This window comes from Paludisphaera mucosa (assembly GCF_029589435.1).
In the GTDB taxonomy this organism is placed as follows: domain Bacteria; phylum Planctomycetota; class Planctomycetia; order Isosphaerales; family Isosphaeraceae; genus Paludisphaera; species Paludisphaera mucosa.
In genome coordinates this window covers 3,582,796-3,597,058 of sequence record NZ_JARRAG010000002.1, presented here as the reverse complement: position 1 = coordinate 3,597,058, position 14,263 = coordinate 3,582,796, and the positions used below count along the sequence as shown (strand labels likewise).

Sequence of the window (14,263 nt, the reverse complement as noted above, 5' to 3'; positions counted from 1 at the left end):
CCCGCGGGATCGGCCCGGCCTCCGGGGGCCGAAGAGGTCAGCGCGACGCCTTCGGCGCCTCCGGCGGCTTCCTCTCCGGCCTCCAGAGGCGGCCCTTGAGCTGCGGGAACAGGGCGAGGGCGTTTTCGCGGAGGATCTGGCGGCCGATGCGCGCGGCTTGCTCCTCGACGAGGTCGCCGCGGACGACCTTCTCGGCGAGGACCTCCGCGAGCACGGCCCGGGTCGTCACGGTCGCGCCGTAGATCCCCTCGGCGTGGTTGCAGTCGGCCCCCCACAGGATCCGGTCCGAGGGCATGACCTCCAGCCATTCGTGCAGCGCGCGGCGGGCCATGGTCGGGCTGATGGTCGGCAGCCAGACCGAGTCCACCCAGACGTGTCGGCCGTGCCGCAGCACGATCGCCCCGGTCTCGGCCACCCACGGATAGCCGCCGTGGAACAGGATGAATTTCGTCGCTGGATTGGCCTCGATCAGGTCCAGCAGCAGGAGCGGGTTGGACCCTTGCAGTTTGCCGTGCCCGGTGTGGATCTGGAACGGCAGCTCGTGTGCGGCGCTCAGGCCGACCAGCCGCCACATGATGAAGTCCTGGAAGTCCTTCACGTCCTGCGGCGAGAGTTCGCCGCGCGGGCGCCCGAAGATCCGCTCGGCCCGCTCCTTCGGGACGTTTTCGAAGCGGAGCGTCCGCTCGTAGGCCCGGGTCGACTTGAGGCAGACCGCGCCCTTGGACTTCGCTTCGCGGAACAACTGGTCGAGGATCGCGAGATAGTCGTCGAGCGTCCCGGCCTTCATGCCCCAATCGCGCGCGAAGTGGTAGGGGTCGTCGGAGGGCAGCTTGAACTCCGACGGGTGGAAGCCGTCGAGCAGGGTGGTGACGTTCAGGACCAGGACTTCGAACGGATAGTGGGTCTGGAAGTCGAACCGGCCCCAGTACGGGTCGTTGAGCATCAGCTCGATGTTGGCCCGCTCGGTGACGACCTGGCGGACCCAGCGGTCGTCGCGATAGTGGTCGAAAATCTCGGCGTCCAGCGCCTTCGCCTGGTCGTCGGTGATCCGGTCGAAGTCGACCCCGTAAAGGTCGCGGAACGCGGGGAGCTGATAACGGTAGAAGCCGGTCGCCCGGGCGTCGTCGAAGTCGTGCCGGGCGCGGGCCCACCAGGGGTCGAACGGCTCCCTGGGCTGGCGGGCGGTCAGCGACCCGACCTGCGGGTAATAGCTGCTGCTCCAGAGGCCGAACAACGTCATGCCCCGGCCCCGGTCCGTCTCCATCAGGCCGGGGAGCCGCTCGAACGGCCAGAGGTGGTCGTGCGTGTCGATCGCGGACACGGCGTCGAGCCCGGCCTTGATGCGGGGGTGCGTTTCCGATCCGACGACCGACTGGGCCTGCGCGTCGCCCAAACCGCAGACGGCGAGCCATGTCGCCCCGACGAGGAGTCGCTGCACGAAGGTCATGACGAGTTCTCGCGAACGTGGGATGAGTTCCTCGGGCCTGGTCTCGCAAGATTGTAAAGCTCGCGGCGGCCCGTGGGATCTCGTCGTCGCCTCGGCCCTCCCACTTCTGCGCGCGGGTTGACCGGTCGCGCGGTTCAGGGTCCGATGGACGGGGACGTCCCGACCGCCGACTCGAAGGAAAGGCTGGATCCTGGTGAAGACCGTTTCGATGCAGGGCCGTCGCGAATTCCTGGCCGCGGCGGGGTTGTCTTCGCTTTTCGCCGGGCTGGCCCGATCGACGCAAGCCGCGGACGACCCCCCCCGTCGCAATCGGCTCTTCTTCACGTCGCAGGGCAAGACGGGGCTCGTGAACGCCGACGGGACCGGCTTACGCTATCTGGAGTTCGATAAGCCGGGCCAGGCGACGTGGCAGCCCGGGGCCGTCTTCCCCGACGGCCGCCGCGTCCTGATCTTGAGCATGGAACCCCGGCGCGACGGCCCGGGTCGGCCGTTCGGCGAGTACTACACGCAGACCCCGACGCACATCTGGATCCACGACCTGGAGACCGGCTCGCTGGAGGAGATCTGCACGAAGGATCGCCTCGCGCCGTTCGAGACGCCGGCGCTCCTCCTGGGCGGATCCGAGCGGATCCTGGTCCAGGTCGTGCGGAAGAACGTCGGCCAGATCTTCAGCATGCGACTCGACGGGTCCGACCCGCTCGAGTTCACGCGGGCCGACGAGGGGCTCCCCTACGGCATGAGCCTGAGCCCCGACGGGAAGCGGGTCGCGTTCCATCTCGCCGGCCCGCAAGGCTACCAGGTCTGGACCAGCGACGCCGACGGCGCGAATCGCGTCCGGATCGCCGCGCAGCCGGGCCACCTCTACTTCGGCACGAGCTGGTCGCCGGACGGCCGCTGGATCCTCTACGTCGACTGCAAGCCCGGCGAGGATCCGGGTCACGACTGGGCCGACGTCTGCGTGGGCCGGGCCGACGGCGGCGAGCACCGGGTGCTGACCCGCGGCAAGTCCATGTGGTTCGCGGCGACCTACGGCGACCCGAAGACCCGGGGCGGCGGGTCGAACGTGCCCGCCTGGGGCCGGGACGGCTCCATCCTCTTCCCGCGCCGCCTCCCGGATTCGAAGCCGGCCTGGGAATTCCAGGCGCAGCGGCCCGACGTCGACCACTTCAACCGCGACTACAGGCCCGAACTCGCCCGGGGCGGCGCGGAGATCTGCCGCCTCGACCCGCGCGACGGGCGCGAGACCCTCCTCACGCATAGCGACCCGCCCGTCTGGGACTTCCGCGCGAGCGAATCGCCGGACGGCCGGTTCGTCGCGTTCTGCCGCGCGACGACCGGCGGGGCCCCGGCGATCTGGGTGATGGACGCCGACGGCGAGAACCCCCGGCTCATCACGCGCGGCGTCGACGACCTCGGCGCGGACCACCCGCGCTGGCTCTGAGCCCCGTCCCGGCGCCGCGGCCCGTCCCGGCCGACGAGATGGGGGAAGGGTGGAAGCCGTCGCCGGGACCGCCTCTCCGCCGTCCCGCATGCCTCCAGCGGCTCGCGGTTGTAGGGGCCGGTCACCGCTTGAACCCGAAGTCTCGCTTCTTGATCTTGGCCTTCCTGCCGTCGGGATGGTGGAAAACGATCCCCTCGACGTCCTTCTCGGCCAGGTAGGCCTTCAGGCCCTCGAAATCACGAGGCACGGATTCCGCGATTCCCAGCGTGTGGACCGTATGCGGGACCAGGATGTCCACCTCGTATTTCTCGGGGTTCTTCTGGGTGTGCGGCCCGACGAGTTCGTAGGTGCCGTCGACCTTCTCGGCGAGGTTCGCGAAGCCCTCTCGGTGCCACTTGTCCTCGGGGCCGTCGCCGACCGGACGCCAGCCGACGCGCTTGCCCGTCTCCTCGTCGAAGCCCGATTCCTCGAAGTCGCCGGGGATCGGTTGGCCCGGCTTGAACTCCTGTCGCTTGAGGAGCGCTCCGTCGCGGATCATGCAGCACGTGCCGTCGATCTTCCGCGTGGCGACGCCTTCTCCCGCGAGGACCCACTCGCAGCCGGGATGGATCCGGTCGATGACCAAGCTGCGGTCGCCCTCCCAGTCGCGCTCGAACATGGTGGGTATCTTCTTCATCGTCAAGCTCCTCCTCGCCGGCCTGGTGATCCCGCCTGCACGGTGCAGCAGCATCCCACTTCGACTCGATCGTCAGCGGCCAGGTTCGATGTGACGAGGCGGAAAAGGCGCGTTCGACACGTCTTCATGCGGCCGGTACGCCAAGGGTGTACCGGTCGTGCCCCTGGACCCAGGAGACGAGCATACGATTGCTCCTCTCGCCAGCGGCACGACGGCGACCGCCGGCGCGCTCAGCGCGGGTCGCGGGGGCGGAAGATCTGCACGTCGCCTTCGCGGTCGACGGGCTCGAACCAGCGGCCGGTCGCGGCGTCGAGGTCCGGGTCGCCGCGCCAGACGACGAGGACGTCGATGGCCTCGTGGTGCGCGTCGAGCACCCGCTCCCAGAGCCGGACCCCTCTGGCGCCGCCCAGCAGGGCGATCTCCTCCAGGTCCTTCGAGTCGGGCTGCGAGAACCCGTCGCGGAACTGGACCGGGAAGTAGTAGTGTCGCGTCTCGTAGTTGTTCCAGACGATGTTCGAGCCGGCGATCCCGAGCCAGCAGGGCGCGTGGAGCGCCGGGTTGACGCGGAACCGCGTTCGGACGTCTCCCAGCAGCGCCGCCACGCGATGCCCGCGGCCCACCCTGGGCGCGGTCTCGGCGATGGGGCCGGCGGTCTCATGCGCGTAGAGCGCGTAATCCCACACGCTCACGGCCTGCAAGACCAGGGCGACGCCCATCGCGGCCGCCCCGAGGCGGGCGAGCGCCGACCGGGACGGTGGGCCGATCGCCGGGATGACCGCGACGAGGCCGAGCAGGGCCACGCGCTGGGGAAGGTACTCGCCGTGCCCCGCGCCCATCGAATCGGGGCCGAAGACGCTGGCCAGCAGCAGCACGGCCGCCAGCCCGAGCCAGGCCCGCCGCTCGCCGGCCGCCGGGCCCGCCTCGCGCGGGATCCGAAGCGTGGCCGCGGTCAGCAGCGCGCCCGCCGCGACCAGCCAGACGATCGGGCTGAAGACGACGAACGGCGCCCACGTCCGGCCGCTGAACGGCAGGCTGCTCTTGATCGCGAACGAGACCGGGTCCACCCATCCCAGCCGGCCCATCCAGCCGGCGATCGAGAAGAATTCCTCGGGCTTGGCGAACCGGGGCGACATCGCCCCCCCTCGTTGGGAGAGACGCAGATAGACGAGGACGAGCACGACCAGCGGCGACAGGCTGAGCGCGAGTCGGCCGCCGCGCTCCCGCCAGAAACGCTCCCGCGGGACGCCCGGCGTGGCGATCGCCAGGAACCCCAGGGCGAACACGGTCAGCCCCAGGCTCACGAGATGGCAGAAGTACCCCAACGTCAGCAGCCCGGCGATCGCCGCCATGCGGCCGCCGCGCAGGCCGTTGCGGCCCTCCCACCAGACTCCCAGGGTGACCGCGAACAGGCAGACGCCGAGCTGGAAGCTCGCGAACCCCATGAGCCACGAGAAGCTCATGGCCGTCAGCGCCGTGAGCGCCCGGGCGGCGAACGACGGCCGCCCGCCGGCGACCTTCCCGTGCAGCCAGGCCGCCGCGAGGGCGACGCCGACCAGGGTGAGCGAGGTCATGATCCGGTCGGCGGCCCGCGGCGGCACGATCGCGAGCAGGCCCATGAGCGTCAGGTGCCCGCCCCAGTTGGGCAGGGGATCCCAGCGGACCTGGTAATAATCGCCGAAGGTCGGCCCGCCGCGGAGCGAGTCGACGAGGATCAAGGCGTTGTAGAGGTGGGCCAGGCCGTCCTGGGTGACGAACCAGGGGACCGCCCAGACGGCCGCCAGCGCGGGCGCGAGCATGAGGAGGTCGACGAGAGCCTCATGCCGCCAGGACGCGGAGAGGGGGGCGTCCGGGGGGGCGGCGGGGCGGCCGGACGCCTGCGGGCTCTTGCCGATGGTCACGGGGGACGTCGATCCGCACTCTCGGGGAATGGGGTCGGGTCGACGCGGGAACGGAAAGCGTCGGCCCGGGCCCCTCTCACTCGATGTTCCCATAGCGTGGCCGCTCGGGGAAGCCGAGATCGAGAGGCCCGGGTGCAGGCGCCTGAAAAACCGGACTGACGATCGAGAGTGAATGTCCCGGCTGTTTCCCGCCGGCTGCGGGTGGTTGATGCTCGCAGGTGCAATCGCTGCCGCCGCAACGCGGCAAGGTCCTAAAGATCATGTCATGCCTGCTCCCGGCGAGAGTGCCGGAGAACCGACGGCGGGCCGCCCCGAGGGGAAACCCGCTGTTGGATGGAGTATACCGCACGGAACGAAGGGAGTCGGAGAAAGCGAAGGCCCTCATCCCCCCGAGGCGCTGCGGAGCATGTCCAATTCCTTCTCGCGGCGAAGGTTGCGCAGGGTGGCCTCGTCCTCCCAGTCGATCTCCTCGGCCTCGAGGAAGGCGATCGCCGAGGCGACGACTTCGGCCGCGACGGGGACGCCCAGCTCGACGTGCCGGACCACGATCCCCGCGTAGCCGAGGCGGTCCAGCTCGTCCCAGAGGTCCCGCTTCGACCCGGCCTCGTCCTCGAACAGGTCGAGCGCGGCGGCGAGCGTGGCCTCGGTCGCCAGCTTCTTCTGGACCTGTTCGAACGTCAGCGGGCTGGAGTCGTCCATCAAGTCGTCGTAGACGTCGCCGTGGACGCGCTCGAAGCCGCGGTCGAGGGCCTCGTGGGCGTCGTCGTTCTCGTAGCTCTTGATTCCCCAGCATCCCATCGTCGACGGCCTCGCCCGATCCGATCCGGTCACGTGAGCTTCGCCGCGGGATACAGCCGCGCGGTCTTGAGCAGGGCGTCCAGCCGGCGCGGGGCCGCGACGAAGGTGGGGGTCGCGATCGGGGTGCGAGCGACCACCGCCGACGTGTCCAGGCGGGGCTCTTCGAGCGTCCCGAACGCGCAGCCGGCCTCGCTGGAGATCACCACGCCGGCGGCGACGTCGTGCGCGTGCTCGCCCAGGAAGACGCAGGCCTGGAGCCGGCCGGCGGCGACGAAGATCTGCTCGCAGCAGGCGCTCCCCAGGTCGCGGAGCCGGCCCGGGACCGTCCGGGGGTCGATCCGCCGCATGGCGTTGGTCCCCAGGCAGACGTTGTCCTGGATGTGGAACGCGTCGGCGTCGCGGACGGCCAGGCGTTCGCCGTCGCGCCAGGCCCCGTGACCCTTCACGGCCCAGTACAGCTCGCCCAGGGGGGGGACGGCGATCACGCCCAGGACCGGGACGCCGGCCTCGATCAGGCCGATGCTGACCGCCCAGAGCGGCAGGCCGTGGACCAGGTTGCCGGTGCCGTCGATCGGGTCGATCGACCAGCGCCGAGGGCCGTCGCCGCCGCCGGGCGCGTATTCCTCGCCCGTCAGGCGGTCGTCCGGGAAGGCGTCGCCCAGGCGGCTGCGGATGAGCTTCTCGAGGTCGTTGTCCAGGTCGGTCACGTAGCTGTGGTTGGCCTTCTCGACCGGCGTGACGGTCCGCGACCGTTTCATCGCCAGCTCGGCGGCCTCGACCGCGAGGCCCTTCACCAGTTCCAGCTCGGCGGCGTAATCCGGCTCGTCCGTCATCGCGACTCCCGCTCGCACCCCGTCCCGCTTCATGCTCCCGCGGCCTTCATCTTCGGGGACGCGGGGGGCCGGCGACAAGTCACAAATCCCAGACTCGCTCGCCGTCGAGGAAGCACGAGACGACCCCGTCCTCGCTGACCTTGAGGACCGGCCCGAAGCGGCTGGCGACGATCGCGGCGGTCGTCCTCGCCCCCTCGGCGGTGTCGCGCGTGGGCGGGCGGCGGCCGCCGCCGACGGGCGAGAGGTCGTGGCGGAGGATCGCGCCGAAGGCCAGCAGGCGGCCCTCGCCGTCGGCCGCCAAGGCGCCGTCGAGCGAGGCCAGGGCCTCGACGATCGCGGGGTCGAGCGTCAGCAGCGAGCGGCCCCGGGCCAGGTAGTGGATCGACCGCTTGGACGGCGCATCGCCGCGGCCGCGGCCCGCGCCCAGGGCGCGGAAGGCCGCGTCGTCGCGGTCGGCGTCCACGCTCGCGGCCGGATCGTCCTCGCCATGGATCGCGAGCCCGGCGAGCGGGTGGTCGAGGACGTCCTCGGGGGCGATGAGCCGGCCGATCACCAGGGCGGGATCGGGGACGACGACGAGCAGGCCCCCCTGGCGCTCCTCGGACAGCTCGAGCGCGGTCTGGAACAGCACCCGCGCAAGCCGCGGGTCGGCGACGGCGTCGCGCCAGAGGGCGAACTTCGACGCCGGGTCGAGGACCCGCCATCGGCCGTGCGCGAAGACGAACGTCTGCACGCCGCCCGCGAAGACCTTGATCTCCTGATGCGGGCTCAAAACCAGGCAGACGTGGCCGCCCTCGCGGGTGGCCCGCGCGTGGGCCTCGTAGAGCCGGGCGCAGGGGACGTCCAGGCCGGCGTCCTCGGCTTCGCCCTCGGGCCGTTCGCGGGCGACCCATTGCCGGACGTCGACCACGTCGACCAGCTTGCCCGCGCGGTCGACCAGAAACAGGGTGCGGCGGCCGTCGCAGAGCCGGTGCAGGCTCTTGAGGCTCGTCAGCTCGACGCCGAAGTCGAGGGCCCCCGGGGGCGTCGGGCGGAGGACCGCCTCGGGCTCGCCGGGCCCGGGGCCGAGGACCAGGGCCCCGGTGGTCACGCGGCGGTTCTCATAAGTCGAGAGGGCCATCGTGCGGAGCGTCAGGATCGCCTCGGCGATCCGGCTCGGCGTCGTGGTCGCCGGCGTGTACGCCGAGGGTTCCAGGCAGGCGGCGACGTAGTGGTCCTCGGGCATCCCCCGCAGCAACTGGAGGATCGACATCCGAGAGCGGCGGAAGAGGATCTGGTAATTGAGGTCGAGGACCGCGCCCATCGACCGGATCAGCCGGACGTCCTCGGCGCCCAGGCCCATCGAGCCGTCGGCGACGATCCGGTACCACGAGCCGAAGAGCGCGATCGAGACCCCTTGCGCCCGGCCTTCGGCCAGCTCCTCGACCAGCCGGAAGTCCATGCCGCCGCCGGGCCTGAGCCTTCGCGAGGCGAATGCGGGCCGCTCGGGGCCCTCGTCGTCGATCGACTCGATGCGGCAGCCGGGATAGAACGACTCGACGTCGCGGAAGAAGACCCCGACGAAGACCCGCACGAAGGCCCGAGGGTCGCGCAGGGCCCCGAATCGGCGATCCTCGGGGCCGCCGGAGGACGGCGCCGGAGGGTGGATCGAGAGTGACATCGCCGGCTCCTCCTTGAGCGTCCTCGAAGCACGTCGCCCTCCCGAGGCGGGCCCGGCATCCTACCCCGACGCCCCCCATGGGGGAAGGGCGATCGTCGCGGCTCATGAGGCTGCGGCCGCGCGCATCATGCCGGGGCGAAAGGCCGGGGCGGCCGGCGGGAAGGACGCGGCGGCCGTCGCGCGCGCCGCCCGCGCCCGGACCGGCCGGAGCCCGCGGGCGGCGACCCGCTGGGTGGTCGGCGGGGGGGCCGAATAAACGTCGCCATGGGGGCCAGAGCCCGCCACGCCGACGGCCTGGGCGGCGTCGACCATCCCGCCCGAGGTCGTGACCCCCGCCAGGCTCGCGAGCGGCCGGACGGTCGACTTCACCCGGTCCACGAGCTGCTCGGCCGACCAGTCGGGGTGCAGGCCCGCCAGGAGCGAGACGACGCCCGTGACGTAGGGGACGGACATGGACGTCCCCGAGAGCGTCGTGTATTTGGCCTTCGAGGTGTACGTGCTGTAGACGTCCACCCCGGGCGCGGCGACGTCGACCGCGCTTGCGCCGTAGTTCGAGAACGAGGCCAGGCCGCCCGACGGGTCGACGGCCGCGACGACGAGGATGTTGGGCAGGTCGAACGTGGCCGGAAACAGGGGGCGGACGTCGAGGTTCGACGCGTCGTTGCCCGCGGCCGTGACCACGACCACGCCCTTGGCGTCGGCGTAGGCGATGGCGTCGTAGAGGTCCTGGCTGTACTCGTCGGTGGCCCAGCTCGCGTTGATCACCCGCGCCCCGTGGTCGGCGGCGAAGCGGACGGCGTCGGCGGCGTCGTCCGGGTCGCCCCCGCCCTGCGCGTCGAGCGTCTTGAGGATCATCAGCTTCGCGTTCCAGTCGACGCCGACGATCCCCTGGCCGTCGTTCGCCGAGGCCCCGAGGATGCCGGCGACGTGGGTGCCGTGGCCGAAATCGTCCTGGACGTTGCCGTTGTCGCGGACGAAGTTCCAGCCGTAGGCGGGCCGCCCCCGCTTCGAGGCCTCGGGGTTCACCCAGAGCCGGCCCTTGAACTCGGGGCTCTTGAGGTCGATCCCCGAGTCGATCACCGCGACGATCGTCGCCGCCGAGCCGGTCGTGACCCGCCAGGCCTCGGGCGCGTCGACGTCGACGTCGGCCGGGTCGTTCAGGCCCCGTTGCCGGCCGAACTGGGGGTCGGTCGGGTAGGACGGCGCGACGGTGGGGAGCCCGACCGCGCTCAGGACCAAGCGTTCGTCGAGCCGCTCGACCTGGAGACGGACCGATCGCGGGGCTCGCCGGGCGGCAGGGCTGCGGTGCATGGTCGAGATATCTCGTCAAGATGCGGGCCGACTGCGACTCTCGCCAAGTCTACACCAGGCATTCGGCCCGTGTCAGAAATAGGGCCGAGACATGCATGCGTGACGCCTGATCTGGCGGAGCGAAGGTCGATGTGGCGTTCGGGCATCCTTGGCGAGGTCGATGGGACCGGGGCCGGCAGCCTGAGACGGCGACGGCCCTCGTGGTCCGAAAGCAGGCCGTCCTCAGCGACGGCGCGAGGAGGAGCGGGAGGGGCCGCGCGTGGGTTCGCCGCCGGCGACGACGGCGTCGCGGCGGGGGGCGGCCTTGCGGCGGGCGAGCATGGAGGAGGAGACGAGGTTCCAGGTCGAGCCGTCGCTGACCAGGGAGATGGTCCCCCATTCGTCGGTCCGGACGAGGGGGATCCGGTCTCGCTTGAGCAACTCGAGGGTCTCGGAGTGGGGGTGGCCGTAGCTGTTGCCCGCGCCCAGGCTGACGACGGCCAGCTCGGGCTTGAGCATGTCGAGCCAGGGGGCGTCGGTGCCGTTGTGGCTGCCGTGGTGGGCCAGCTTGAGGACCGAGCAGTCGCGGAGAAGGTCGGGGCAGTTCTCCAGCCACCAGTTCCGCGAGGGGGGCTCGCTGTCGCCGGTCAAGATCATGGAGAACCCGCCGTACTGGAGGCGGACGCCGACCGAGTTGTCGTTCTCGCTCTTCGGGTCTTCGGGGGGTTGAGGGAACACGGTGAGCGTCGCCGAGCCCAGCTCGATCCGCCGGGGCTTGGCGGTGGGCAGGACGGAGGTGACGTTCTCGGACTTGACCGTCTGGAGCAGCCGCAGCCAGCTCTGGGTGGTGTGCGACGAGTCGGTCGCCAGAAAGTATTTGGGATGGAACTCGCGGATCACGGCGTCCATCCCGCCGTGGTGGTCGAGGTGGTGGTGGGTCACCACGACCAGGTCGATCGCGGTGATCCCCTTCTTCTTGAGGGCCTGAACCGCGCCGTCGCGGGTGGGCCCGGCGTCGATGAGGGCGGTCTTGCCCTCGGGCGAGCGGATCAGGATCGAATCGCCCTGGCCGACGTCGAGCACGTCGACGGTGAGGGCCTGCGGCGACCGGGGGGGGCCGCCGGAGTTCCACTGCGCGCGGGCCGGCGCGGCGAGGGCCGCGGCCGCGAGGGCCAGGGCGGCGAGCTTCAAGAATGGGCGGCGGAGGGGGCCCGTCACAGGGTGATGTCTCCGCCGGGGTCGGTCGCCTTGAGTTCGCCCTGGAGCTTCTTCGTCTCCTCGGCGAGCTTGCGGGTGGCCGCGACGTCGCGGCTGAGGGCCAGGGTCAGGACGTCGCCGGGGGCGGCGTCGGCCGGGAGCCAGGCGCGGGGGACGTCGATCGACGCGCCGTCCTCGGTGGCGAGGACGGCGATCGACGAGTCGGGCCCTTCGAAACGATCGACCGAGAGCTGGACGGGCACGGCGGGGCCTCCGTCGGAAGGACCGGATCAGCGGATGATGAGGGGACGCTCGGCGACCTCGGCGGGGGCGTCGCCGCGGGGCGGCTGGGCGGGCCGAACGGCGGAGTCGCCGGTGCGCCGCGAGGCCAGCACGACGCGGTTCCGCGACGGGTCGGTCCCGGGCTGGACGCGGCCTTCGGGCTCGAGCGCGAACTCGCCCGTGGCCAGCGGGAAGACGTCGACGTCGCGCCGGGCCATGCGGAACGTCTGGGCCGAGAAGAGCCCGGCCTTGCGGTCCCAGACCTCGACCATGAAGCGGTCGCCCGCGCGCCACTCGACCTCGAAGGGCCGGTTCGACCAGTGGGCCGACAGCTCGTCGCGGCCGACGACCGCGAGGTTCTCGCCGAACGGCTTGCTCTCCCACACGACCGACTCGGAGCCGCCGGCGTCGATCTTGCGGACCCGGGCCTGGACGTCGACCGTGCGGCCGGGCGTGAACGCCTTGGGGTCGAGCTGGACCGTGTCGATCGTCACCTTGTACACGCCCGGCCCGCTCGCCGAGGCCGACAGCGCCCCCGCGATGACCGTCTTGAGGGCCGACTTGATCTGCGGGACCTCGCCCCCCGCCTCGCCGGGCTTCCCCAGGAAGAGGGAGACCAGCGGCTGGAGCTGGGGATGGTCCTTGCAGAGCCAGCCGCCGATGCCGGCCCCGCCCCCGGACATGATCATCACGACGAAATACGTGATCCGGCGGAGCAGCGGCGACTTGTCGGCCGACGAGCGCCGGCCCTTCCTTGAGTTGCTCACGAGCGTGGGGCCCCCATCCCTGGCTGGCTGACGGGCCGCATGATCCCGGCGCGACGTCCTCGGCGCGGCGGGGCGGCCGTCCCTGGTAATTTCGACAAATCCGGCCCCCGGGCCGGCATGAAATGCCAATCCGGCCGGGGGGCGATGCGGTGATGCGGACGAACGCCGCTCTTTTAGCAGGCCGGGCCGGGCGGTCAAGTCGACTTGCACGCAGCCCTAATCGGCTCGGGGCCCCGTCGCGGCCGTCGCGACCGCTCCGACCGCGCGTTCGGCGGGGAGACGGCCGGTTTCCGTTCGGCCCTTGGAACGCGCCGTGCTCTAATCAGGGCCCGCAGCGCCGGCGCGTGCCGGCGGGCGATCCACCCCGAGGTTGCTCCATGAGCTGGTCCTTCCGATACCACGCGCCGGCCGCCCTGGCGCTCTCCCTCGCGCTCTTGCCGATCGGTTACGACGTCCTGGGGCGCATCCGCGACCGGATGGCCTCGGCCGCCTCACTGTCTCGTCGACCGGACAAGGGCGGGCTCCGCTACGGGCCGCACGAGCGCAACGTGCTCGACCTCTGGCTCCCCGCGGGGCCGGCCGTGGGGCCGCCCCGGCCCGCGCCGGTGGCGATCTTCTTCCACGGCGGCGGCTTCCTGGGCGGCGACAAGTCGAGCGTGCCGGCCTGGCTGATCCGCCGCTGTCGCGAACGGGGCATCGCGGTGGCCTCGGCCAACTACCGGCTATCCGGGCAGGCCCCGTACCCCGCGCCGATGCGCGACGGGGCGCGGGCGGTGCAGTACCTGCGCGAGCACGCCGCCGAGCTGGGGATCGACGGCGGCCGGCTCGCAGCCTGCGGCAACTCGGCGGGGGCGGGGATCGCGCTCTGGCTGGGGTTCCACGCCGACCTGGCGGACCCCTCGGACCCGGACCCGATCGCCCGACGGTCGTCGCGCCCGGCCTGCCTGGCCGTGATCGGCGCGCAGACCTCGTACGACCCCCGGTTCATCCGCGAGCGCATCGGCGGGCGCGCGCACGAGCATGTCGCGATCCGGCCCTTCTTCGGCCTGAAGCCCGGCGCCAGCCTGGACGATCCGTCGTCCGCCGCGCTCTTCGCCGACGCCTCGCCGCTGACCCACGTCGCGCCGGGCGCGCCGCCGGCCTTCCTGGCCTATTCCGAGCCCAAGGGCCCGCTACCCGCCGACGGCGAGCCGGGGCGGGGCATCCACCACCCGAACTTCGGCGTCGCCCTCAAGGAGCGGCTCGACCCCCTGGGCGTCGAGTGCGTCCTGGTCCACGACGACGACTACCGCGATCGACCCGACCCCGAAGACGGCATGCCGGGCGACCTGGTCGCCTTCCTGGCGCGACACCTGGGGCGATGAGGACGCGGCCCCATGCTCCGCAAGCGGGAGCGGGGATCCGGCCCTACTCGCCTTCTCCCCCGGGGAAGGCGCCACGCAGCGGCGGATGATCGGAGGGCATGCCGGGTCGGGTCCAAATCGGCGACCGCGAAGCGCCGTGACCCTCATCCGGCCCTCCGGGCCACCTTCTCCCGCGGGGGGAAGGAGAAGACTCTGACGGTATTCTTGCTCTCAGATCTCGTCCGACGGGTCGCCCAGCAGCCTGCGCAGCAGCCGCTCGGGGCAGGGCTGGCGGAACTTCATGTGGACGAACATGCCGCCGCCTTCGAGCTGCTCGCGGCAGGCGATCGCCCAGCCCTCGACGACCGTCCCGCCGTGGCCGGGGAAGACGAGGTGGAGGCTGGCGTCCCGGGGCGGGGCCAGGGGGACGAGCAGGCCGGCTCCGCCCTGGCTGAGGTCCACGACGCGGGCGTCCAGCGACGACTCGCTGAAGCCCGAGACCCAGTGCAGCGTGGCGTCGGGGCACTTGAGCTCGCCGCGAGGCCAGCAGCGGCGGTCGAGCACGGGGACGTTGACCTGGGGGGCGTCTCCCCGAAGCCGATGATGGAAGACATTCATGTTCGGCGGCTCT

The 14,263-nt window shown here is 71.7% G+C and carries 13 protein-coding genes; 2 read left to right on the top strand and 11 right to left on the bottom strand.

Features of this window, described 5'->3' with window-relative positions:
- Positions 1 to 37 precede the first annotated feature (37 nt).
- Positions 38 to 1,447 carry an amidohydrolase family protein gene (locus PZE19_RS23585; RefSeq protein WP_277863056.1) on the bottom strand — a complete coding sequence of 470 codons (1,410 nt, stop codon included), beginning with the start codon at positions 1,445 to 1,447 and terminating at the stop codon, positions 38 to 40.
- A gap of 193 nt (positions 1,448 to 1,640) precedes the next feature.
- Here PZE19_RS23585 and PZE19_RS23580 point away from each other — a divergent pair, with 193 nt between their 5' ends.
- Complete coding sequence (locus PZE19_RS23580) at positions 1,641 to 2,888, top strand: TolB family protein (RefSeq protein ID WP_277863055.1); 1,248 nt, start codon at positions 1,641 to 1,643, stop codon at positions 2,886 to 2,888.
- A 121-nt stretch (positions 2,889 to 3,009) separates the two neighbouring features.
- On the opposite strand, the gene PZE19_RS23575 is transcribed toward PZE19_RS23580, so the two are convergent.
- The 9 genes from PZE19_RS23575 to PZE19_RS23535 all read right to left on the bottom strand — a co-directional run bounded on the left by PZE19_RS23575 (position 3,010) and on the right by PZE19_RS23535 (position 12,289).
- Positions 3,010 to 3,564, bottom strand: a complete 555-nt coding sequence (locus tag PZE19_RS23575) for a hypothetical protein (protein WP_277863054.1) — start codon at positions 3,562 to 3,564, stop codon at positions 3,010 to 3,012.
- Positions 3,565 to 3,794: 230 nt separating this feature from the next.
- Entirely contained in the window at positions 3,795 to 5,462 is a 1,668-nt protein-coding gene (locus PZE19_RS23570; RefSeq protein WP_277863053.1) for a hypothetical protein, read from the bottom strand.
- Positions 5,463 to 5,843: 381 nt separating this feature from the next.
- A complete protein-coding gene (locus PZE19_RS23565) occupies positions 5,844 to 6,260 on the bottom strand; it encodes a hypothetical protein (RefSeq protein WP_277863052.1) in 417 nt (138 codons plus the stop codon).
- 29 nt (positions 6,261 to 6,289) lie between these two features.
- The gene (locus tag PZE19_RS23560) at positions 6,290 to 7,093 is read right to left on the bottom strand and encodes an inositol monophosphatase family protein (protein ID WP_277863051.1); all 804 of its coding nucleotides are present in this window, start codon (positions 7,091 to 7,093) and stop codon (positions 6,290 to 6,292) included.
- Between the two features lie 79 nt (positions 7,094 to 7,172).
- Positions 7,173 to 8,753, bottom strand: coding sequence for a hypothetical protein (locus PZE19_RS23555; protein ID WP_277863050.1), 1,581 nt, complete (start codon positions 8,751 to 8,753; stop codon positions 7,173 to 7,175).
- A gap of 102 nt (positions 8,754 to 8,855) precedes the next feature.
- Complete coding sequence (locus PZE19_RS23550; protein WP_277863049.1) at positions 8,856 to 10,064, bottom strand: S8 family peptidase; 1,209 nt, start codon at positions 10,062 to 10,064, stop codon at positions 8,856 to 8,858.
- Between the two features lie 222 nt (positions 10,065 to 10,286).
- Positions 10,287 to 11,261 (bottom strand): ComEC/Rec2 family competence protein, encoded by a 975-nt coding sequence (locus PZE19_RS23545; protein ID WP_277863048.1) that lies wholly within the window; start codon positions 11,259 to 11,261, stop codon positions 10,287 to 10,289.
- Positions 11,258 to 11,503, bottom strand: coding sequence for a DUF3006 domain-containing protein (locus PZE19_RS23540; protein WP_277863047.1), 246 nt, complete (start codon positions 11,501 to 11,503; stop codon positions 11,258 to 11,260). Before PZE19_RS23540 ends, PZE19_RS23545 begins: the two co-directional genes overlap by 4 nt.
- Positions 11,504 to 11,530: 27 nt before the next feature.
- A complete protein-coding gene (locus PZE19_RS23535) occupies positions 11,531 to 12,289 on the bottom strand; it encodes a hypothetical protein (protein WP_277863046.1) in 759 nt (252 codons plus the stop codon).
- Positions 12,290 to 12,666: 377 nt separating this feature from the next.
- Here PZE19_RS23535 and PZE19_RS23530 point away from each other — a divergent pair, with 377 nt between their 5' ends.
- Positions 12,667 to 13,653, top strand: a complete 987-nt coding sequence (locus PZE19_RS23530; RefSeq protein ID WP_277863045.1) for an alpha/beta hydrolase — start codon at positions 12,667 to 12,669, stop codon at positions 13,651 to 13,653.
- A 210-nt stretch (positions 13,654 to 13,863) separates the two neighbouring features.
- Here the strand turns inward: PZE19_RS23530 and PZE19_RS23525 are convergent, their stop codons facing one another.
- Positions 13,864 to 14,250 (bottom strand): PilZ domain-containing protein, encoded by a 387-nt coding sequence (locus PZE19_RS23525; protein ID WP_277863044.1) that lies wholly within the window; start codon positions 14,248 to 14,250, stop codon positions 13,864 to 13,866.
- Between the last annotated feature and the right edge of the window lie 13 nt (positions 14,251 to 14,263).